Here is a 22,454-nt window from a genome sequence, read left to right as displayed (position 1 = left end):
AATCATGAAAAAGACCATACATAAAATCATCTTGTTGAATTTTTTCCTATTTTTCATTAGCTTAAGTAGTTGTGAAAGTTATTTAGATGATGTTCCTAAAGGGAAAAAAATACCAGAAACATTAGCTGATTTTGAAGCGATGTTGCGTTACGAATATGGAAACCATCGTGTTGATATCACACAAGCTCAAAATTTATTAAACGACAAATGGCAATCTAGTGGTACTTTGAGCTTTTATCCATTGTATAAAGCCAATTATTTTTGGGATGAAACTATTAACAGAATTCCCTTAAACAATGCCGATGAGACCACTTACTATGCAAGTTACGGAGCTATCAACGCATTTAATTTAATCATTGAGAATGCACTTGTAAGCAAAGACGCTACAGAAGATGCGAAACGAGTAGTATGGGCTCAAGCTAAAGTTTTACGTGCTATGACCTATTTCAATTTAGTTAATTTTTATGCAGACACCTATGACGCAACTACTGCCTCAACAAAACAATCTGTACCATTAATTACTAGTGCCAATGTAAATGCACCATATACACAAATCAGCATTCAGGCGATGTATGATTTTATGCTTAAAGACATGGAAGAAGCTCTTCCTTATTTACCTAAAGTTGGAGCTACAATTTTACACCCAACTATAGGAACAGCTAATGCTTTTTATGCTCGTATCTATTTACAAATGAATAATTACACAAAAGCGTTAGAATTTGCAGAAAAAGCTTTAGCAGAAAATAACCAATTGTATGACTGGACAGCCTATTATGAAGCTAATAAAACTCAAATTGAAAATGCAACATCCTATATTAGAACCACTTCACCTATGGGATTTAATTATGTTGAAAATTATTCATTTAGACATGGTTCTTCAAACAATAACAGTAGTGAAAGCACCATTCCATACGAAAGAGGCAATGAATTTGAAGCTGGTGATGCTAAATTCAAATCACGTTGGAAAATTAGAACAGTAGGTGCCGACACATACTATTTTGGTACGATACAAGGTTTCTTCAACTTAGGCGGTATTACGACAGCAGAAATCTATTTAATTAAAGCGGAGTGTTTAGCTCGTAAAAATGATTTAACAGGCGCTATGAATGCGGTAAATACTGTTCGTAAAAAACGTATTCTTAGTACAAGTTATGCTGATTTAACAGCTACAACAGTAGCTCAAGCTATGGGGCATATCATGAAAACCAAAAGAAACGAATTAATTTTAAGTATTGTACCATTTTGTGATATTCGTAGATGGAACCATGAAGGAACCTATACAACAACTTTAACTAAAGTTGTAGAGGGCAAAACCTTAACTTTATCGCCAACATCCCATCTTTGGACAATGCCTTTCCCACAGGGAGCAATTGACAATCCTGGTAACGGAACATTGACACAAAACGTTACCAAATAATCAAAACAACATCATGAAAACAAAATTTACAGGATTACTTTTTAGTATTTTTTTCTTATTACTTTCAGCTGTCAGTTTAGCTAACAGCAGTAAAGGATACGTACTTAAAGGAACTTTAAAAGGAGCTACTAATGGAACCAAAATTGCTTTGGTTCCTTTTTCCAAATACTCCCAAAAAACAGAATTAGAAACGGTGATTAAAAATGGAAAATTTACTTTTAAAGGTGACGTTTCTGAACCACGTTTGTATTATTTAGTATTGGGAGAGAAGAATGATTATTACCAAATCATGATTGAAAATGCAACTATCACCCTTAAAGGTGAAGTAGCAAAAAAAGGAGAAAAGGACAAATTCAAGAACATCGTTGTTTCTGGATCAAAAAGTAATGACTATTTCAAAAGTCAGGTTCTTTTTAGAGAAAAATTAAATGATTTGTTCGAAAGTAATCAATCTCGTTATAAAGACATCATCATTCTAGCTTCCAAGACCAAGGGCGAAAAAAACAGCAAAAAAATGGACTCTCTTATGCAATTGCCAGCTTTTAAAGAGTATGAAAAAGCTGAAAAGGATTTCTTCAAGACTGTAGAATCCGAATTCGAGAGAGTGATTCAAGCTAACAAAGAAACTTTTTGGGGACCTTTGATGATGCTATCACTATACTCCTATTTCACACCGGATCAACGACCTACTTTTGAAGGAATGTCTAAAGAAGCAAAAGAAAGTTACTATGGAGAAATGGCTTCAGAGTTATTATATCCAGCGAATAAAATTGGTGAAAAAGTACACGATTTTGTGACAACGGATGCAAATGGAGTTAAACATAGCTTAGCCGAGTTAATCAAAGGTAAAAAAGCAGTTTTAATTGATTTTTGGGCATCATGGTGTAAGCCTTGCCGCCAAGAATTACCTAATGTAAAAGCGAATTATGAAAAATATGCTAGCAAAGGTTTTGAAGTAATCAGTATTTCAATTGATAGTGATCCAAAAGCATGGCAAAAAGCTTTAGATGACGAAAAGATGAAATGGCCTAACTTCAATGATAATGAGGTAGCTACATTGTATAAAGTAATTGCAGTGCCTACTACTTATTTAATTGATGGCGAAGGTAAATTAATAGCCGATAATTTAAGAGGTGAAGATTTAGGTAAGAAACTACAAGAACTTTTCGGATTTTAAATACCTAATAAGAATTTAAACCATACAACAAAGGCTTTCTAAAATTAGAAAGCCTTTGTTGTTTAATGAGATACCTTTTAAAAAAGTATGATTTTTTTATATTCCAACTTGGATTAGCCCAAAAAAAGCTACTTGACACATCTAAACCCAAGATGATTCGTTGGCGATCGAACTTCACCATTACCTCTTGTTCCTACCATGTAACGACTGCAATATTCGGAAGTACAAAGAAAAGAACCTCCACGATGTACTCTTTTTAACTCGTTACCACCTCTTGCATCATAAGGCATATCAGGCCCTTTTGGGTTTTTGGCAACTTTTGCTTCTTTACTTAATTGACTGTAATAATCAGAACTATACCAGTCATTCACCCATTCCCATACATTACCCCCCATATCATACAAACCATAAGGATTAGGAGCATATTGAGCTACAGGAGCAATTCCAGCAAAACCATCTTCTGCACTATCCCCGTTTTCAACAGGAAAATTTCCTTGATAAATATTAGCTTGGTATTTTCCTTCAACTGTTAAAGTATTCCCCCAACTGTACAATTCTCCCGTTTTCCCTCCACGAGCTGCAAATTCCCATTCGGCCTCAGTGGGTAATCGTTTTCCAGCCCATTTAGCATAAGCCAGTGCGTCTTCATAAGCAATATGTACAACAGGGTAATGCTCTCGATTTTTAATCGAGCTATTGGGTCCTTCGGGATGCCTCCAGTCGGCTGCTTTTTGAAAACGCCACCACTGTAAATAATTATCTAATGCAACTTTAATAGGCGTAGGTGTATAAACAGTAGAACCTGCAAACAAATTTTCCAATGGCACATTGGGAAACTCTTCAGCAGTAGGTTTCATTTCGGCAACCGTAACATAACCGGTAGCATCCACAAATTTTTGAAATTGCTCATTTGTTACTTCGGTTGCATCCATCCAAAACCCATCTACATATACCTGATGAATTGGTAATGCATCTTGTGTAACTCCAGGCTTACTACATAAGCTTTCTGATTCCCTTTTACTGCCCATAGAAAATTCACCTCCTGGTATCCAAACCATCCTTTCAGGAGTATCACTTGGTTTGTTATTTTTATTTTCAATGGTAGGTTTATAAGTAGGTTGCCCAGCCGCACCAACGACTTCATTGGATTCCTGAGCAGATGTACCCTTGGTTGTAACCACAAAAAAATAAGCAATGGTCATTGCAAGAATAATGAAAACGGAAATCAACCTAAGAGGTTTGTTTTTGTTCATTTTATATTGATCGAATTAGGAAAGCTAATGTATTCTATTTCAAAGAAAAATAAAAGACAATATGCACTTATCCAAAACCAATTAAAATTTCATAAAAAACTTATCAATAAAAAAGTTTTACTTTTGGAACTTAACATTTTCAAAAAACAATTTAGAATGAATAACAACATAGCAAAAAACCTGACTATCCTTTTTCTATTCGTTTTTGTATCGCTAAGCACTTCTGCACAAAAATTTAAAAACCAACGAAGCACCGTAGTACTTAAGGACAATTGGAAATTTGCTAAAGATATAAGAGAGGATGCCTCCTCAATTAACTTCAATGACTCTCAATGGGAAACCGTTAGCGTACCCCACGATTGGGCTATTTACGGTCCCTTTGACAAAAAATGGGACATACAAGTTACAGCCATAGAGCAAAATGGTGAAAAAGTCGCCACTGAAAAAACGGGTCGAACAGGTGCATTGCCACATATAGGTTCAGGATGGTATCGTAAAAATTTCACCCTTCCTCAATTCGAAAAAGGAAAAAAAACCCTTCTTGTTTTTGATGGTGCGATGAGCGAACCTGAGGTGTATTTGAATGGAAAAAAAGTGGGAGAATGGGCTTATGGTTACAGCTATTTTTATATTGATATTACAAAAGACATCAAAATAGGTACTGCAAATAATCTAGCTGTAAAACTGACAAATCAACCTTATTCCTCCAGATGGTACCCAGGTGCTGGATTGTATCGAAAAGTAAGTATTATTGTTAAAAACACAGAAAGTTTTGAGCAATGGAGTACATTTATCACCACACCTTCGGTGAGTACTACTGCAGCAACGGTAAACATTAAAACCAATGCCACGGCGAATAATTGTTCTATGGTTAGCATCATTAAAGATGCCAAAAACAACATCGTAGCAACAGTTAAAAGTCCGCAATCAATTGATGGAAAATTAGAACAAACCATCAATATCACTAATCCTCATTTATGGAGTCCTGACACTCCTTATCTCTACACAGCGGTTAACCAATTAATTTCTAGTGATGGAAAAATAAAAGATGAAGAAATTACAAAATTTGGTATCCGTTCCATTAAATACGAACCAAAAATCGGATTTAGTTTGAATGGAAAAACTATGAAATTCAAAGGCGTTTGTCTTCATCATGACTTAGGACCACTTGGTGCAGCAGTTAATAAAGCAGCATTAAAAAGACAGCTAACCATCTTAAAAGATATGGGCTGTAATGCGATTCGTAGTTCGCACAATATGCCTTCTTTTGAACAATTAGAACTAGCCGATGAAATGGGATTTTTATTCTTGGCTGAAAGTTTTGACGAATGGGCAAAGCCAAAAGTAAAAAATGGATACCACCGTTTCTTTGAAGAATATGCCGAAAAAGACATTGTTAATTTAGTACGAGCTACCCGAAATCATCCATGTATTGTCATGTGGAGTTCTGGAAATGAAGTTCCAGACCAATATGGTGCCGAAGGACTAAAAAGAGCAAAATTTCTGCAAGACATTTTTCATAGAGAAGACCCAACTCGTCCTGTAACCGTTGGGATGGATCAAGTAAAACAAACAATGGCTTCTGGATTTGGTTCTATCCTTGACGTACCTGGACTTAATTACAGGGTTCATCTTTATGAAGAAGCTTACAAAGCATTTCCTCAAGGATTTATTTTAGGTTCAGAAACCGCGTCTACAGTTAGCTCAAGAGGTGTTTACAAATTCCCTGTACAACAATTTAAAAACAAACAATACGATGATTTACAATGTTCCTCTTACGATTTAGAAGCCTGTAGCTGGTCTAATGTACCCGATGAGGATTTTGTATTACAGGATGACAAACCTTGGGTTATTGGTGAATTTGTATGGACTGGGTTTGATTACTTAGGAGAACCTACTCCTTATGATGAAAAATGGCCCTCCAGAAGTTCTTATTTTGGAATTTCGGACTTAGCAGGTCTTCCAAAAGATCGCTTTTACCTGTACAGAAGCAGATGGAATACTACCGATAAAACATTACATATTTTACCCCACTGGGACTGGAAAGGACGAGAGGGCGAAATTACTCCTGTTTTTGTCTATACCAGCTATGATAGTGCCGAACTTTTTGTGAATGGTAAAAGTATGGGCATACAAAAAAAGAACGATGCAACTCCGCAAAACAGATATCGTTTGATGTGGAATGATGTAAAATACGAACCAGGAACCCTAAAAGTGGTAGCTTTTGATTCGAATGGCAAATCGGCTGCTGAAAGCGAAATCCATACAGCCGGTACGCCATACAAAATTGTTCTTACTCCAGACCGAAAAACCATAAAAGCCGATGGCGAGGACATTTCTTTCGTTACTGTTTCAGTTGTGGATAAAACCGGAACTCCATGTCCACTTGCGGATAACCAATTGAAATTTGAAGTAACTGGTGCTGGTACTTACCGAGCCGCTTGTAATGGAGATGCAACCTCAACAGAAATGTTTCACAAAAACACCATGAAACTTTTCAGCGGAAAGTTGGTTGTTTTAGTCAAAGCCTCTAAAAAAGCAGGAGCCATAAGCTTAAAAGTTTCTGGTGACGGGCTAGAATCTGCAATTGTAAAGTTGCAATCAATAAAGTAAATAAATATAGAAATCAAATAAAAAAACCATAAAACTCTGAATTAGAGTTTTATGGTTTTTTTTCTTTAAACTAACTAAACTTGAGTTGCTAATTATTCCAAGAAAATTGGAGAACAGTATACAATAATAGTAAACATTGGGTTTGCAACGCTTACTTTATTTCATAAAAATTATAATCAAAAAAGTAAAGTACTTATAACTAAACAGCTAATAAATACTTATTTTTTAAAACGTTGCTTAATCCAATTTGCAACATCTGACAATACTTCAACTGCAATAACCTCATCTAATTCTTTGATTTCTTTTTGCGTACAAGTTGTACAATGTTGAAACATGTGATTTAATCCTGGATATACTTTTGTCGTTAAATCCTTAGATTTAAGATACTTTTTAAAAGAATTAATATTTTCATCAGCAGGAACCTGAATATCTTTATCTCCATTTACAACCAGTACTGGAAATGTAATCTTAGGTAAATAGTCTGCGGGGTTGTAATGAATATGATAACGGTACCAACTTTTATCTGCGTCACGAGAATAACGGTATAAAAAAGTTTGATCACGTCCGTCCCATAGTTGCATTTTTTTCAACATAGTAGAATCCTGCTTTTGCATCCACTCCTTCAATTTGATTTCCATAATTGGCTTTACAGACTCTTCATTTTTAGTATCATAAACGGCTTTGAATAAAATAGTATACAATTCCATTTGCTTGTCTACCACTTCATCTGAAAATTTATAACTTTTTAAAATCGCTCTATTTTGAAGATTTAACATTTCTAAACCACTAAGTCCTACTCCTGCCAAGCTAATCATGAATTTCACATTTGGATTTCTAGCACTCACAATTGAAGCAATCATTCCTCCTTCGCTATGCCCTAACAAGCCTAGGAAAGACGTATCTATACCTTTCATACTTTTCAAAAAAGTAATGGCATCGTCAGTATCATTAGCAAAATCACCTGTAGTTGCTTTTTCAAAGTCTCCAGTCGTTTTACCAATACCCCTGTCGTCTATTCGCAAAGAAGCTATCCCATTTCGTGCTAAATAATCAGCTAAAACGGTGAAAAATTCTCTACCAAAATAGGTATAATTACGATCGTTTTGCCCGGTTCCTGATAATAAGATAACCAATGGATATTTTTTAATTTTTTCAGGTATACACAATGTCCCACCATAAGTAAGCTTCGTTTTATTCCCTAAAAAAATAATGTCCATATTTTGATATGGCAATGGTTTTTGAGGATGTTGCTTAAAAAAAAGAGGCTTTATTTCCTTTTCCTTCTTTAAAACAATTGCTGCATTTGGAATGGAGTAATAATTAAAAATTCCTGAAATTGCGCTTTTATCCTCATTGTATTTCCCTTTAAAAGAAAAACCATACATTTCATTTTTAAAAGATAAGCTATCTTCTTTTACTGTTGTTATTACTTTTTTATCTATCTCTAATTCAGGTATTTTAACACTTAAAGAATCGGTTTTATATTTAGCCAAATCCCCAGACAAAATAACCCTGTAGGAATGATACTGACCTTGCCAAATGGTTTGTGCTAAACTATACTGGCAGGACACTATAAAAAAAATTAACGATCCTAAAAAGATGCTCTTTTTTCTATATGAATTAAATAATACTTTCATTAATTTTTCTCAGTCTTTAAGTACTCAACAATAATAGCAATTTCATCTGCTAATTCTGTTGGACTACCTGAATAACCTGTAGACCTCCAACGTAATTTTCCTTCCTTGTCTATAATCATTTTTTGAGGAATACCCGAGAAATGGAAGGCTTTGGCATATTTTTCATAAGTGGCATCCATTTTACCTGTCAACTCATTTTTATTGTCGTAAAGAAGGGTAAAATCAAATCCTTTTTCTTTGATATAATCCTGTGTTTTTTTCTTGTAATCCTTGATAGTTTCTTGAGTATCCACAAAATAAAACCTAACATCATCGTCATTTTTAAAACGATTCACAGCCATTTGCATTCCTGGCATCGCATTTTTACAAGGCCCACACCAAGTTGCCCAAAAGTCAAGCACTACAATTTTACCTTTTAATTCACTTAATACTACATTAAAACCTTTGTTACTTTCAAGTGAAAAACTTTCAATGGGTAAATTCACTAACTCCGACAATAATTTGTCTTTATGTTCTTTGATTTTATCATCCGACTTTAAGGTTTTTAAATAATTCTCAAATTCAGAATTTACTCCACCTGCTTTCACAAAATAATCTTTTGCAACTGTCAACATTTCAGGAGTCACATTATTCTCTTTAACACAAATTCCAAAAAAAGTACTAGCTTCTTCTATTCTTCCATTACGAATTAACATTCGATAATACACCTCATTGAAAGAAGAATTCTTATAGGCTAATACTGATTTTATTTTTTCTAATAATCTATCTGATTTTTTGAAATCTTTAAATCTTTCGTACATTTTTGAGGCGGTAAAATATTCTTTAGCTGCATATTCTAAAGATAATCCTCGCCATTGATTAAGAGATAACATCCCTTTGTATTCTTTAGGAACAACTGTTTCTCGAATTTCTAATTCGGGTATAATTGCGTCTACATACATTTTTAATGTTTCTAGAGAAGCTTTTTCAATTCCAGCTTGATCTCTATCAAAAGGAATAGAAATAAGATGCCAACTAAAATCTAATAAATTTGTATACGATACTTCTTTTAGACTATTTAGAACTAAAGAATAATCTTTATTTTTTAAAACAGCATTATATGCAATAGATTTATAAATTTTATCGGCATACAAATTTTCCATATCAGTATAAACGTCTTCATAATTTGCTTTTGGATATTTTTTTACAAAATCGAAAAATAGTTTAGATTTCAAATCAATATTGGATTGAAAAAATATTTTTTTCAACTCCAAATCTCTAGCCAATACACCATTTGGATAAGACTTTAAAAGTGCATTTTGAACAGAGTCAATAAAGCTTTTTTGAGTTGTTACATCTAAAAGTTGTAGGGCTTTCTGAACTGAATATTGCTCTCTATTATTTAACTTATTGGTCAAAACATATCGAAGTTCTTTTTTACAACGATCGTCAAAACCTAGATTATTTACTTTTTTACTTAATAAAAGTCCTTCATAAAAAACTTTTGTTCGGCTTTTCGGAAAATATTTCAGTTCATTTTTAACCCACATCAAAGCCACTGAATCTTGAATAAAAGAAGCTTCATCAACTTTTACAGGGACTTGGTCTTTAAAATTTGCATTTCTTAGAATTCCCCATGCCAAGAAGCCTCCTGGTTCATCTTGCAACATCCATGTATAGGTTAATTTTCCACCGTTGTCAATTTTTGAACCTGAATTAAAAACACAGTTGATTAATGACGCATGATTAGTTAATTGCTCTCTAGTTTCCCAATTACCGGCTTTTGTCTTATTCAGTGTTATATCTTTTATAATCCATCGAAAATCGTCATAGATATACATTAATCCAGTAATCTCGGTAGCATCTTTTAAATTTGTATTCGTTGGATTATAAGAAATAGTTACTTGTTCTCCAGGTTTTGGAAATTCGGGAATTATTTCAAAGGTTTTTGTTTGAGCGTTAACTACAAAAGAAAAATTAACAACTAAAAGTAGTGTTAATAATTTAAATATTCTCATAATATGAATTATTTAACTTGTCCGAGAATTATCTCGGACAAGTATTTAATTTAAAGGCTGTATTTATCTAATTGTTTTGTTGCAAATCTGGTGCCAATTCGAAATAAATAGGAGCAAAAGGAAATTGGTATCTATTACCTCCAGGAGTAATTGTAAATGTTTGGGTAAGGAATGGATGTGTTATTGTCTTAGCAAAACGACTCTCTTTGTTCAAACGTTTTAAGTCTGCCCAACGGAATCCGCCTACTCCCATTAATTCTTTTCTTCTTTCGGCTAATACTTTAACCAAAGCATCAGTTGCGTCAGTTGCAGTCAAATCATAATAATCTGCGGCTCTGAAACGTGATTTACGTAATGTATTTATCACATCCATCGCTCCAGAGGCATTATTAGCTCTAGCTAAACATTCTGCCTTAATCAACATCATTTCAGGAACTGTTGGTCCTGCATTTCTTGATTCACCAGTAAGTATCTCTTTACATAAGGCTCTACCTTGCGTTAGTGTACCTCTTGTAAGTGTATTTATTGAACGAGTATATTTTTCATATCTCAAATCTTTAGTATCAAAAGAATTGATTAACTCATCACTAATTGACAAGAAAAGTGGCGAACTAGAATAAGTTGTGGTTTGTTTTGATAAAATCAACTCTGGATCTTGGAATGATCTTGGGAAAGCGCCATCACCAGTATTGATATAATTTGCCAAATTAAGTAACGAATTTTTAAGTGTAAGTGCTTGTTCGGCATATTTTAATGCTTCTGTATAATTACCCATATACAAATACGTTCTTGCTAAAAGTCCGTATGCAGCAGCCTTAGAAGGGAATACCACATTTCTTCCTGTATTTATATCATTCAATCCTGCATTTGCAGCTTCAGTTAAATCAGAAATAATCGTTTCGTATACCTTTTTAACTGATGCTCTTTCAACTTTTTCATTTACAGTAGGCGTTGTAAAAATAGGGATACCCAAATCAGCGCTTGATGTGCTTTCATCATAGGCTTTACCAAAAATAGTAACCAAATTTAAGAAAGCAAAAGCACGATGTACCTGAGCTTCTCCTTTTAGTTTTAATTTTTCTTCGTAGGTTCCATTTTTACTATTCATAACATCAGCAATGACTACGTTTGAGTAATACAATGTAGTATACATCACATTCATTTGAGAATCTGTTTCACCCGCAAAATAAATCGAATCAGCCCATTTATACGCCTGAAGATACGGACGATAAAATGCAGAAGAATAATTTTTTTGGTAAAATGTAGCATGGTCATCTCTCATGATAATATCATCCGAAGCAACATCTATTAATCCGTAATACTTATTATAAATCGAAGAATTATTTAGTAAATACCTAAAATTAACCGTCTCTTCAGGTATTAATTTACCTTCCGTTTTAATATCTACATAATTATCACAACTAGTAAAAAGCGTGATAATAGCCATTATACCTATTAAATATTTTTTCATTTTTTAAAACAATTAAAAGTTAACATTAAGTCCTAATGTATACATCCCTACTGGTGGTAGTTTAATAGTTCCACCCGTGTATGGTAAAAAGTCAGGATCAATATTATCCTTATTTTTTCGCCAAATAATACCTAGATTTCTAGCAGCAAATGTTAGTGAAGCATTATTGATGAATGTTTTTTTCAAATACGATGAAAGATCATACTTTAATGAAATTTCTCTAAATCGAATATGATCTCCATCAATCACACGATTATCACTAAAGTAATAACGTCCATGGCTATATCCTGACATACCTTGAACTCCAGGAATCGTAGTTTTAGCTTCATCACCTGGTACTCTCCATCGGTTATCAATATCTTGATTTAAATCATATTTTGAAAAAGAGCCATAACGATCTACATAGGTTTGAAATGTAGGCTTAAACAACACATAATCTAATTTGTAAGTAGCTAATAAATATAGAGACAATTTATGAAATCTAATATTCGAACTTATACTTCCATAATATTGAGGAGTTGAAGTTCCCATGTATTTCATGTCTTCAATATCAGTTAAAATTTTATTATAGGCAACTATATTACCTTGCTTATCATAAATTTGAGTACGACCATTCGCGTCTAATCCTGCTGAACGGAAAGCAAAAATACTATTCAAGCCATAACCTACAATTGGAGGTGTACTCCCTGTTCCATTCAGATAAGACGTATAACTTGTATACCTAGAATCAGTAACTTCATTAGTATTATACGATGTAACTAAATTTAAATCGACACCAAAGTCATTATTACGAACTAAAACACCGTTTAAATTCAAATCGATTCCATGACCAACTAAAGTTGCAGTATTACGTGTCAAACTGTTATTTGGTAAACCATAAAATGGAGAAACTGGAAACTCTTGAATTAAATCTTTGCTATTCTTTTTATAATATTCAAAAGATCCGTTCAATCTTGAATTAAAAAATCCAAAATCTACCCCAACATTAAATACTCCTGTTTTTTCCCATCTTAGAGTTGGGTTAGCTGCAGCTGAAATGAATGCAAAAGGTAATTGTGAATAAGAATCCGTTGCAGCTAATGAAATGTTAGTAAACGGATAAGTTGTTAAACTGATGTTACCGTTGTAACCATAACTTAAACGTAAACTTAGATTAGATACAAAAGAAGCTTTATTCATAAATGCTTCTTTAAACACATTCCATTTTGCCCCTGTAGACCAAAGAGGAGTTCTTCGTAATGATTTATCTACACCAAAATTATTATAATCATCTAAACGAACGCTTCCAGAAATAACGTATTTATTATCAAACGAATAAGCTGCATTAGAATAATACGATAAGAATCTACGACGTTGATCTTTTTGGGTATTACCATAAGACATTGAACTTGAAAATCCGTAAACAGAAGTATAATTTATAGATGGGATATCAATTGATGTTTGTGTATTCTCATTATACCCGTACAAAGTTCTTCCTGAAATCTGTTCTCTAACCTGTCTTAACTCTACACCTCCTAAGGCATCAATTTTATGCTTATCAGCTATTAATAGATCATAATTTAACTGACCTCTTGCAGTATAACTACTTCTAGTATTCTCAGTTGATTGATAAATACCTCCTTTAGGCAAACCAAAAGTTAAAGCATTAGTATTAGGGTTTAAGTAGGTTGCTAAATTTATTAGATCTCTAGTATAATACATCTTATCATTGTAAATATTCGTATTTGTTAGATCCGAATTTTCTATATAATATGTCCCTACTGCTTCTAAACCTTTAAATAGAGGTAATGTTAATGCAATATTTGCAGAGTAATTATTTTCCTTAGTTTCTTTATTACTGTTTTTTAATTCATCTATAAAGTTATACGTCCAAGGCAAATATCCTTTTGATTGTAAATCCAAACTATTTTTAGAATAAAAAGTTCTAAAATAATCAACTGATTTTCCATTATCATCTACTAGCTGATCATATGGCAACAAGGTTGTTAAACTAGCATTTAAAGGACTTAAACCTAAACCGTTTTGAAGGTAATTAAAAAAAGATCCTTTTAAACTGGTACTTAATTTTAATGATTTAAATAATTTAAAATCCTGATTCACTGTAAAAGTCATTCTCTTTCCTTCATCACCAACAGAATTTGGTTTCTCTTTTGAAAACGCAGCAGAAGTAAAATAACTGTAATCGTCTTTACCTCCACTTAATGAAATATTGTAATTACTAGACTCAGCTGGTTGTATCAAATATTTTTGAATCTGATCGTAATTACTTCTATTTCTTAAAATATCTAATTTTGCATTTTTTTCTGCAGCAGTAATTGTTCCTCTTTTCTCTTGAAACATAATTTCCATTCCTTGACTAATAGGAATTGCAGAGAACAAATTAAAAGCCGAGTTAGGATCAAAAGCCAATCCTTTATCAACCAATTCCTGTTCTAAATTTAGAACTTGACTAGAATTCATCAATGGCAAACTAGCCAAATTTGGTTTTGCAGATATGCTGTAATTTTGTGCAACAGAAATACGAGACTTACCTAATTTTCCTTTTTTTGTTTCAATAACCATTACCCCATTAGCTGAACGAACTCCATAAATAGAAGCTGCTGCTGCATCTTTCAAAAAGGTAATTTTTTCAATATCGGCAGGGTTTAATGTACGAATATCTAATTCTGTAGGAGTTCCATCTAAAACGATTAATGGCATTCCATTTGATCGATAAGTTGATTGACCACGGATTCTAAAATTATAACTAGTAGAACCTGCACCATCTCCAAAAACTCTACCGTAAACAAAAGTATTGTCAGAATCTAAAATATCTACTGCTAATCCTGACACCTGTCCTTCTAATTGATGCATCACATTCGAAACAGGTATTTTCTCCAAATCTTTGGCTGTCACTACCGAAACCGAACCTGTAGAACGTTCATTATCAATTTTTTGATAACCCGTAGAAACCACTTTTACCTCATCTAATTTACTTACAGCAAAAACCATAACAACTTCCAAATATTTAGATTCATCAGTAATCGTTATTTCTTTTCGTTCGTAACCAACATAGTCAATTACTAAAACATCTCCTTTTTTAGCTTCAACTTCAAATTTACCTTCTGCATCAGTTATCGAACCAAAACGAGTTCCCCTGCACCATACAGTTGCTCCAATAAGAGCTTCTCCCTTAGCATTTTTAACTACACCAGTTACTTTTGCTGCTACAACTGATTTAGCAGTAGGTTTAGAAATTGCATTTGTGGTTGAATTATTTAAAACAATTAATATTCTATTTTTATCAACCAGCTCCGCCTTATATTTGTTTCCAATAATTTGTCCTATCAAAGACATTGCTTCGATATTATTAGCAGAAACAGATACTTTTTTACTGGAATCAAAAACAGTTTCGCTATAAAAAAACTCTAATTTAGTTTGTTTACTTATTTTTTTGAATACAGAAGATATCGGTTCATTTTTGATGTTAACATTAACTTTTTGACCTAGAGCAAATGATGCTATATGGGCAAAAAATATTGAAAGAATTAGGGATTTCCTCATAACACAAAGAATTTTATCCCGAAGAATCGATTTTAGATCGTAATCTTTTGCGGATAGTTTTTTTTTCATAATTTTAAAAACGTTTAGTTAGTTAAATGGGTGAACTCTTTTTTTCTACTAAATAATTACCACCGGATAATGTTGCCGCATTTTCCGGTTTTTTTTACTGCATGATTTTTACTTCATAGTTTTGATTTTTTTCGGTTATTGTATATTTTATATTTGATGTCTTACTTATAATTTCTAGAATATGACTTAAATTTTCTTGCTTTAAAACAAAACCTGTAAAAAGAATTTCTTCAATTTTGTTATTTTCAAATTGAACATCAAAATTGTACCAACGGGCTAATTTGTTCAAGATGTCTTTAAGGCTTTCATTTTCAAAATAAAACTTACCCTCTTTCCAAGCCGAGAATTTTTCCACATCTACAGTTCCAACAATAAGTTTTCCTCCATTATTAGGATGATAATTTGCCTGTTGACCAGGTTTCAAATCAATAACTTTATCTTTACTAACTGTGGTCTTTAATTCTGATAATCGAACTTTTCCTTCCGCTAAAGTGGTCGCAAAATAATTATCCTCTGCATACGAACTCACATTAAATTGGGTTCCTAGAACAGTGATTTTTCCTGATTTTGTAACAACATTAAATGGTTTATGCGGATTTTTAGAAACTTCAAAATAAGCTTCCCCTTCTAAAAAAACGGTACGTTGATTTCCACCAAAAAGAACAGGATACTTTAAAACCGATTTAGAATTCAACCAAACTTTAGTACCATCAGACAATTGAAGATAAAATTGTCCCCCTCTTGGTATGGACAAATAATTGAATTCATTATTAGCGGCCTTTACATCTGAACTATAAACAATTTCTTTTCCATTACTTTGAACTCCATTAGCATTATAACCTACTCCATTGACTAATGCAACTTGTTTACCATTTGCCAAAGTTAAAGTGGCCTTATCTGTTCCTGGAGCCAAATCTTTTACCACAACAACAGCATCACTATTAGCAGAATCAAAAACTGTAGTTTGTAAAAAATAAAAAGATGCTCCTACCAAAAGTAATACGGCTGCAGCATACTTGAAAAAAGTAAGATATCTAACGGGAGTAGTTTCTTCAAATTGAATTTTGCTTTTTATTTTTTTCCAATCTTCTTTTTTATCAATTTGATGGAGCAACTCCTTACGGGATTGAATTTTATCTGGGTCCGTAATATTGGATAATATTGTAGTTTTTTCACTTTCAGAAAACAAATCTGTTTCTTCAAGTGCTTGCGCCTTTTTGTTATTTAAAAGCGAAACTGCAATTTGGTCTGAAAGTTGTAATATTTTATGTAAAATCGTCATTTGCGGAGGCTTATTTTATCCTATGACGACAAAAAATTAATATGGGGTTAAAAAATTATTAATTTTTTTTTAATGTTTTTTTAAAAACATCTAACATTCCATAACATTATCGATGAAATGCAAGAAATAATTTAATATATTTTATATATCAAATACAAATGCAATAAGCACAAAAGAGTGCTCTAATAAAGGTTTAAGTCTCTTATAAGCTATTTTTTTCTGAGCCTTAATGGTATTCAATGACAAGCCTAATTCTTCGGCAATTTCAGCATTACTTTTTCCTTTAACGCTTAACCTAATAATTTGCGCACATTTCTTTGGGAGTGTATTTATTGCATTGTCTATAATATTTGTAGTTTCGGCAATAACAACTTCTTGCAGAAAAAAAGGATCGGATTCTGCATCTATAAAATCATCAACAACAAGTGATTCAGTGACTTTTACTCGGTGACTTTTTAAATAATCTAATGATCGATTTCGTACAGAAGTATACAAATAAGATTTAACAGTAAATTGATTGTGAAATTCAATATTATCCTCCCAAATTTTTATAAAAACATCCTGAACGATATCTTTGGCCAAATCCAAATTATTAACATATGTATTTGCAAATAAGCACAATACAGAATACATTGTATCGTAAATATTTTTATACTCACTTGCCGTTAATTTTTTTAATTCTGCCATTAAAATAATTTATCATTCTAGATATTGATTGATAAGCAATTCAAAAATAGTCTTTTTAACAACTAAATAAAATTCGAACATTAAAAGACGTAATAAATTGATAACAAAAACTAAAATTTTATGAAAAATTCAAGAAAAATCGCAACAAAATAAAAACCCCTCTAAACAACTGTTTAAAAGGGTTTGTTGGTTTTTTTTAAAATTTTAATTAGCAGAGAGGATGGGATTCGAACCCACGATGCAGTTACCCACATACAAACTTTCCAGGCTTGCTCCTTCAACCACTCGGACACCTCTCTATTTTGGTTTGCAAATAACACAAAAAAAACTGAGTTAGAAAAACAAATTTTGTATTATTCTGTCAATTCTCCTCTAAGTGATTTTTCAAAAATAGATTTAAAATCCTTTGCTTCAATTTCTTGACATAACAAAAACATCAATTTAGTAATAGCAGCCTCGGTAGTGATGTCTTTTCCTGAAATCACTCCTATTTTCTTCAAATCCGAACTCGTTTCATATTGCCCCATATTCACGCTGCCCGCCGAACACTGAGTCACATTTACAATATGAACTCCATTTTGAATAGCCTGTTTTAAAGTGGCTAAAAACCACTCTTCTGTAGGAGCATTTCCTGATCCGTAGGTTTCTAATACCACTCCTTTTAAATCGGGAATGGCAAGAATAGCATTAAAAATAGCTTCACTAATTCCAGGAAACATTTTGATAATAAACACATTAGAATCAAAATCATAATTAACTACTAAAGGCTTATTTTTGATTGGATTTAAAAATAATTCGTTTTTAAAATTCAAATACACTCCTGACTCGGCCAAATCAGGGTAATTTGGCGAAGCAAATGCATTAAAATTTTCCGAACTCATTTTAGTAGTTCGATTACCGCGGTAAAGTTTATATTCAAAATACAAGCATACTTCACGAATAACTGCTTGTTCATTATCACGCATAGCAGCAATTTGAATAGCAGTAATTAAATTTTCTTTGGCATCGGTACGCAAGTCGCCAATAGGCAATTGCGAACCCGTTAAAATAACAGGTTTTGCTAAATTTTCAAGCATAAAGCTCAATGCCGAAGCAGTATAAGACATCGTATCTGAACCATGAAGTACTACAAAACCATCAAATTGAGAATAATTAATCTCAATTACTTTGGCAATAGCCTTCCAATGTTCTGGATTCATATTAGAAGAATCAATTGGATTCTGAAAGGAATGCGTTTCAATTTCACAATCCAATTGTTTCAACTCAGGAATTCTTTGTAACAATTTACTAAAGTTGAACGCTTTTAATGCGCCTGTCTTTAAATCTTTGCGCATACCAATGGTTCCACCGGTATAAATTAAAAGAATTTTAGTCCTTGAGTTCATGAGAATATTTTAATTTATTGACTACAGGATTAGCATACATGGCTAATATTCCTTGCCAAGCAATCGGATTAGAAGCATCAATACGTTTTTCTAATCTACGCACAAAAACTGCTTTTTCATCCTCGGTATATTGATCGGCATATTTATCGGTTTCATTCAAAATATCGTAGGCAATATAATTTGTTGGCCATAGCTTATAACTATTTAAAATAGAATCATCTATTGCCTGAGCCAAAGCCTGAATTTGTTTATTTACATTATCATTTTCGGCAATGATTGCATCAATTTCAGTATCTAAAACTTTTCCAATGTGAATATAAATGCGTTTCTTTTGTCCAAGAGCGCCACTCAATATGGTCATAAAATCCTCATTTTCCTGCTTTACATACACTTCGTTATTCGCTTCGGCTAATAATTGTGGCATTTTTAAAGCGTCAGTAGGATCGTATTCATAGGAAATAGAAACGGGAACAATCTTTACTTTTTTGAAATAATCCATCAAATTCGCTTCGTCTGAAGCCATTCCAATCATTTTTAATACCCCAGGATTGGTCGCATCATTTCCGTCTTTGGTTCTTCCCTCGCGTTGCGCAATCCAAACCGAACGATTTTCGTGCAATAACAATTGATTGATGTATTCAGACAACGTCTTCGAACTTTGCAACATTTCTCTTGGCCCTAGACCTCTTTGAACCAAAAAATTTCGATTCAATTTGGCCAAAACATGTAAAAAAGGCTGTTTTACCAAATTATCTCCAATGGCCGAAGCCGTCATCACTAAATCATGCTCAAATAAAGTAGCATTTAACAAAGTGGTATCTAGTAAAATATCTCGATGATTAGAGATAAACAAATACGAAGTATTAGGTTCTAAATGTTCGAAACCTGAAGTTGATAAGCCTTCAGAACTTTTTTCTAAGACTTTTTGAACCGATTGATAGATAAAATTACATTGAAAATCACGAATGGAATGTGTCTTCATTAATTGTTCTTTCCAAACCTCATCGGCTACATCAGGAAAAGAAAAATTCATCAATGACTTTAACATCGGATGATGAATCACTCCTTTTAGGGCTTTATTTATTTCGGAATCATAATAAGGCCGAATCTCGTCAAACTTTTGCATTTTGGTATTAGTTAGAAAAACAAATGAACAAAAAAAATATTATATTTTAGCGAATTCTACATTAAATCCCAAAAATTGCTTTCGAATTTTCAGTAGTTATTCTCGCGATCTCTTCCTCAGAAACACCGTAAATCTGTGATAATTTATCAATTACATTGACTAAATAACTACTTTCGTTTCTTTTCCCTCTAAAAGGAACTGGCGCTAAATAAGGAGCATCTGTCTCTAAAACGATATGTTTTAAATCTATTTGATGTAAAAATTGGTCAATCTTACCATTCTTAAAAGTTACCACTCCTCCTATTCCTAACTTCATATTATAGGACAAAGCCTGTAAAGCCTGCTCATAAGTACCCGAAAAGCAATGAAAAATCCCAAATAAATCAGTTGATTTTTCTTCTTCTAAAACGGTAAAAACTTCATCAAAAGCATCACGACAATGGATAACAATAGGCAATTTGTATTTTTTTGCCAATTGAATCTGTCTTTTAAAAGCGATTTGTTGTTCTTTCAGATGGGTTTTATCCCAATACAAATCAATTCCAATTTCGCCAATAGCATAGAATTTTCGGTTTGCTAATTCTGCTTCTACATGTTGCAACTCCTCTTCATAATTCTCTTTCACATGCGTAGGATGCACTCCGGTCATCAGAAAAATATTTTCAGGATATTTTAGTTCCAAATCGTACATTGCAGCGGTATAAGCCGAATCGATAGCGGGAATAAAAAAACGTGTTACTCCAGCTTCAAAAGCTCTTTGCATCATTTCGTCTCTATCCTGATCAAATTCTTCGCTGTACAAATGGGTATGCGTATCGGTAATAATTAATTTAGTTTCCAATGGTAATTTTTAAAAGCGCAAAGTTCTAAAGTTTTATAAGAAATCAACACAAAAGAGCCGTTTTTTTTATTTAAAAATCATTTTAAACCAAAAAAGACACAAAAGTGTAAAATATCCTTACTCTTTTGTGCCTTAGTAATTTGAATTTTCTGTTTAATCCAGCTTATCTAACAACTCCTGAACCTTATCGTAGTTTTCATAATCGGATGGAATAGTTACTAAGATTTCTTTGCATCCTTTATAGTCTTTTTGTTTTAATTTGGCTAAAGCCAAACCAAAAATCGCTTTGTTTTTGTAAATTGAATTTCCTGATTTCAACGCATTAAACTCCGCTTCGGCTTGCTTGATTTGGTTATTTTCTAACAAAGAAACAGCATAAAAATACTGTATTTCGGCTGTTTTATTTGTTTTTAAAATGGACTCAAAAAGCGGAATAGCCGTTTTATAATCTTTAGCATTAAATGCTGCTTCAGCTGGTTTCAAACTTTCGATTACCGCTCCTCTTTCGCTCAAATAAGCGGTTTCATATTGATTGTAATCTTCAAAAACAGGCTCAGATGGATTAAACAAAAACAATCCTAAAAGCAGCACCACCGAGGCTGCCACTAGATAAGTCCAGGTGTGCAATGAAATTACTTTAGCTGGCTTTGCTTTAAAATGTTCCTCCGAAATCTTTTTCAAATTAGCTTCAAAAGTATCTCTATCTACAGCAAAATCAAATTTGGTTGCTAATTGCAATTGTACTTCTTTGAAAGTCTCAAATTCCGAGGCTAGTTCCTTATTTTCTGAAAGTTGTTTTTCAAAATCCAAGCGTGCTTCCCCAGATAATTCGCCTTGCAAATATTGGTCGAATAAGATGTATTTCTCGTCTTTCATGGCTCCTTACTATTTTAATGATTTAAAACTACTATGTTCTTGAATCCATTGTGTCAGCTGGCCTGTACATAGCGATTTTTTCTTTCGAACATAAGCATAACTTACATTGAGCTTCTGGGCAACTTCTTCCATAGATTTTAAAGTAAAACTCCACCTTAAAACTTCCTGACATTTTTCGCCTAATCGCTGAAACATTGCATCAAACAGTTGTTGCTTTTCTTCAAAGACTTCTGTTTGAGCCACCATTTCTTCTGTGGGTTCATTAGTAGATGTAAAATCCTCGGAAATTGTTACCCCTTTATTAGAACTTTTTTTAAGCTCATTTAACCATCTTCTTTTACATAACAAAAAAAAGTAGGCATCAAAAGGACAAGTCAATTGCAATTGTTTGGCTTTAGCCTGATTGAACAACAAAATCATGATTTCCTGAATCACATCTTGTGCCTGATCTTCATCGCCAGAGTTGTTCCTTATATAAGAAACCACTTTGGGAACATACTTTTTATAAATAGACCGAATTATTGCCGAATCATTATTCGCCAATCCTTCTATTAGATATTGATCAGGATGCAATACATTTTTTGACATAGTAAAAAATTTATATGCTAATGTAAAAAAGAATCCTGAAAAAATTAGGAAGTACACAGGTAACATTTGCAGAACCAATTGGATATATAAAAAATCTAAATTTAGAATCCATGGAAATCAGTACTTATTCCTCTCAAAAATTTTCAAAGAAACTTTCAAAAAAAGTAAAAGCAGGTTTTATAATCACTGAATACAATAGCAAATTGCCGTATGTTGTTTTAACAAAAGAACAAAAAAAGATTAATCACAATTTACACCTAAGTCTTTTTATTCTCACCATTGGTATTTGGTCAATCGTCTGGATCTACTGTACACTAACACATATCCCTAAAAAGGAAATCCTTATTGCCATTGATGAAGACGGAAATGTTTTTGAAGAAAAATGTTTAGAAGTATAAAAAATAAAAAAGGGGGTAACAATTCGAAACTTCTGTTGATATAGCAATATAAACGCTCTTAAACATTGAAAAAAACATCCTTTTGAAAAAAATT

At 32.8% G+C, this 22,454-nt stretch carries 16 protein-coding genes and 1 tRNA gene; 4 read left to right on the top strand and 13 right to left on the bottom strand.

Features of this window, described 5'->3' with window-relative positions; genetic code table 11:
* Window positions 1-4 precede the first annotated feature (4 nt).
* Together ACFPTQ_RS04355 and ACFPTQ_RS04350 are read left to right on the top strand one after the other, a co-directional pair.
* Window positions 5-1,417, top strand: a complete 1,413-nt coding sequence (locus tag ACFPTQ_RS04355) for a RagB/SusD family nutrient uptake outer membrane protein (RefSeq protein WP_379774322.1) — start codon at window positions 5-7, stop codon at window positions 1,415-1,417.
* A gap of 13 nt (window positions 1,418-1,430) precedes the next feature.
* A complete protein-coding gene (locus ACFPTQ_RS04350) occupies window positions 1,431-2,594 on the top strand; it encodes a redoxin domain-containing protein (protein WP_379774320.1) in 1,164 nt (387 codons plus the stop codon).
* 128 nt (window positions 2,595-2,722) lie between these two features.
* On the opposite strand, the gene ACFPTQ_RS04345 is transcribed toward ACFPTQ_RS04350, so the two are convergent.
* On the bottom strand, window positions 2,723-3,847 hold the full coding sequence (locus ACFPTQ_RS04345) for a formylglycine-generating enzyme family protein (protein ID WP_379774318.1): 1,125 nt from the start codon (window positions 3,845-3,847) through the stop codon (window positions 2,723-2,725).
* 156 nt (window positions 3,848-4,003) lie between these two features.
* Between ACFPTQ_RS04345 and ACFPTQ_RS04340 the strand changes: the two genes are divergently transcribed.
* Window positions 4,004-6,460: a DUF4982 domain-containing protein gene (locus ACFPTQ_RS04340; protein ID WP_379774315.1), complete on the top strand. Its 2,457-nt coding sequence runs from the start codon at window positions 4,004-4,006 to the stop codon at window positions 6,458-6,460.
* A 218-nt stretch (window positions 6,461-6,678) separates the two neighbouring features.
* On the opposite strand, the gene ACFPTQ_RS04335 is transcribed toward ACFPTQ_RS04340, so the two are convergent.
* From ACFPTQ_RS04335 to ACFPTQ_RS04280, 12 genes are all read right to left on the bottom strand, one after another.
* The gene (locus ACFPTQ_RS04335; RefSeq protein WP_379774312.1) at window positions 6,679-8,031 is read right to left on the bottom strand and encodes an alpha/beta hydrolase family protein; all 1,353 of its coding nucleotides are present in this window, start codon (window positions 8,029-8,031) and stop codon (window positions 6,679-6,681) included.
* 65 nt (window positions 8,032-8,096) lie between these two features.
* On the bottom strand, window positions 8,097-10,094 hold the full coding sequence (locus ACFPTQ_RS04330) for a TlpA family protein disulfide reductase (protein ID WP_379774309.1): 1,998 nt from the start codon (window positions 10,092-10,094) through the stop codon (window positions 8,097-8,099).
* Window positions 10,095-10,161: 67 nt separating this feature from the next.
* Window positions 10,162-11,565 carry a RagB/SusD family nutrient uptake outer membrane protein gene (locus tag ACFPTQ_RS04325; protein ID WP_379774307.1) on the bottom strand — a complete coding sequence of 468 codons (1,404 nt, stop codon included), beginning with the start codon at window positions 11,563-11,565 and terminating at the stop codon, window positions 10,162-10,164.
* A gap of 12 nt (window positions 11,566-11,577) precedes the next feature.
* Entirely contained in the window at window positions 11,578-15,108 is a 3,531-nt protein-coding gene (locus ACFPTQ_RS04320) for a SusC/RagA family TonB-linked outer membrane protein (protein ID WP_379774304.1), read from the bottom strand.
* Window positions 15,109-15,271: 163 nt separating this feature from the next.
* On the bottom strand, window positions 15,272-16,459 hold the full coding sequence (locus ACFPTQ_RS04315; RefSeq protein ID WP_379774302.1) for a FecR family protein: 1,188 nt from the start codon (window positions 16,457-16,459) through the stop codon (window positions 15,272-15,274).
* Window positions 16,460-16,600: 141 nt separating this feature from the next.
* Window positions 16,601-17,146 carry an RNA polymerase sigma-70 factor gene (locus ACFPTQ_RS04310; protein WP_379774300.1) on the bottom strand — a complete coding sequence of 182 codons (546 nt, stop codon included), beginning with the start codon at window positions 17,144-17,146 and terminating at the stop codon, window positions 16,601-16,603.
* Window positions 17,147-17,358: 212 nt separating this feature from the next.
* Window positions 17,359-17,445 (bottom strand) — tRNA-Ser (locus ACFPTQ_RS04305).
* Between the two features lie 54 nt (window positions 17,446-17,499).
* Window positions 17,500-18,531 carry an asparaginase gene (locus ACFPTQ_RS04300; RefSeq protein ID WP_379774298.1) on the bottom strand — a complete coding sequence of 344 codons (1,032 nt, stop codon included), beginning with the start codon at window positions 18,529-18,531 and terminating at the stop codon, window positions 17,500-17,502.
* Window positions 18,515-19,657, bottom strand: a complete 1,143-nt coding sequence (locus tag ACFPTQ_RS04295; protein ID WP_379774295.1) for a 1-acyl-sn-glycerol-3-phosphate acyltransferase — start codon at window positions 19,655-19,657, stop codon at window positions 18,515-18,517. Before ACFPTQ_RS04295 ends, ACFPTQ_RS04300 begins: the two co-directional genes overlap by 17 nt.
* Before the next feature lie 61 nt (window positions 19,658-19,718).
* On the bottom strand, window positions 19,719-20,498 hold the full coding sequence (locus ACFPTQ_RS04290; RefSeq protein ID WP_379774293.1) for a TatD family hydrolase: 780 nt from the start codon (window positions 20,496-20,498) through the stop codon (window positions 19,719-19,721).
* 153 nt (window positions 20,499-20,651) lie between these two features.
* Window positions 20,652-21,374: a tetratricopeptide repeat protein gene (locus ACFPTQ_RS04285; protein ID WP_379774290.1), complete on the bottom strand. Its 723-nt coding sequence runs from the start codon at window positions 21,372-21,374 to the stop codon at window positions 20,652-20,654.
* A gap of 9 nt (window positions 21,375-21,383) precedes the next feature.
* The gene (locus ACFPTQ_RS04280; RefSeq protein WP_379774288.1) at window positions 21,384-21,962 is read right to left on the bottom strand and encodes an RNA polymerase sigma factor; all 579 of its coding nucleotides are present in this window, start codon (window positions 21,960-21,962) and stop codon (window positions 21,384-21,386) included.
* A 110-nt stretch (window positions 21,963-22,072) separates the two neighbouring features.
* Here ACFPTQ_RS04280 and ACFPTQ_RS04275 point away from each other — a divergent pair, with 110 nt between their 5' ends.
* Window positions 22,073-22,360 (top strand): hypothetical protein, encoded by a 288-nt coding sequence (locus ACFPTQ_RS04275; RefSeq protein WP_278034275.1) that lies wholly within the window; start codon window positions 22,073-22,075, stop codon window positions 22,358-22,360.
* The last annotated feature ends 94 nt before the right edge of the window (window positions 22,361-22,454 follow it).

It is taken from the genome of Flavobacterium sp. GCM10022190 (assembly GCF_042656445.1).
Lineage (GTDB): Bacteria > Bacteroidota > Bacteroidia > Flavobacteriales > Flavobacteriaceae > Flavobacterium > Flavobacterium nitratireducens.
This window is presented reverse-complemented; position numbering and strand designations above follow the sequence as displayed.

What these genes read in the sequence shown, in the direction of transcription:
- ACFPTQ_RS04320 (WP_379774304.1), bottom strand. Translation starts at nt 15,108, where the DNA reads ATGAGGAAATCCCTAATTCTTTCAATATTTTTTGCCCATATAGCATCA.
- ACFPTQ_RS04280 (WP_379774288.1), bottom strand. Translation starts at nt 21,962, where the DNA reads ATGTCAAAAAATGTATTGCATCCTGATCAATATCTAATAGAAGGATTG.
- ACFPTQ_RS04310 (WP_379774300.1), bottom strand. Translation starts at nt 17,146, where the DNA reads ATGGCAGAATTAAAAAAATTAACGGCAAGTGAGTATAAAAATATTTAC.
- ACFPTQ_RS04300 (WP_379774298.1), bottom strand. Translation starts at nt 18,531, where the DNA reads ATGAACTCAAGGACTAAAATTCTTTTAATTTATACCGGTGGAACCATT.
- ACFPTQ_RS04355 (WP_379774322.1), top strand. Translation starts at nt 5, where the DNA reads ATGAAAAAGACCATACATAAAATCATCTTGTTGAATTTTTTCCTATTT.
- ACFPTQ_RS04345 (WP_379774318.1), bottom strand. Translation starts at nt 3,847, where the DNA reads ATGAACAAAAACAAACCTCTTAGGTTGATTTCCGTTTTCATTATTCTT.
- ACFPTQ_RS04330 (WP_379774309.1), bottom strand. Translation starts at nt 10,094, where the DNA reads ATGAGAATATTTAAATTATTAACACTACTTTTAGTTGTTAATTTTTCT.
- ACFPTQ_RS04340 (WP_379774315.1), top strand. Translation starts at nt 4,004, where the DNA reads ATGAATAACAACATAGCAAAAAACCTGACTATCCTTTTTCTATTCGTT.
- ACFPTQ_RS04315 (WP_379774302.1), bottom strand. Translation starts at nt 16,459, where the DNA reads ATGACGATTTTACATAAAATATTACAACTTTCAGACCAAATTGCAGTT.
- ACFPTQ_RS04285 (WP_379774290.1), bottom strand. Translation starts at nt 21,374, where the DNA reads ATGAAAGACGAGAAATACATCTTATTCGACCAATATTTGCAAGGCGAA.
- ACFPTQ_RS04325 (WP_379774307.1), bottom strand. Translation starts at nt 11,565, where the DNA reads ATGAAAAAATATTTAATAGGTATAATGGCTATTATCACGCTTTTTACT.
- ACFPTQ_RS04295 (WP_379774295.1), bottom strand. Translation starts at nt 19,657, where the DNA reads ATGCAAAAGTTTGACGAGATTCGGCCTTATTATGATTCCGAAATAAAT.
- ACFPTQ_RS04275 (WP_278034275.1), top strand. Translation starts at nt 22,073, where the DNA reads ATGGAAATCAGTACTTATTCCTCTCAAAAATTTTCAAAGAAACTTTCA.
- ACFPTQ_RS04350 (WP_379774320.1), top strand. Translation starts at nt 1,431, where the DNA reads ATGAAAACAAAATTTACAGGATTACTTTTTAGTATTTTTTTCTTATTA.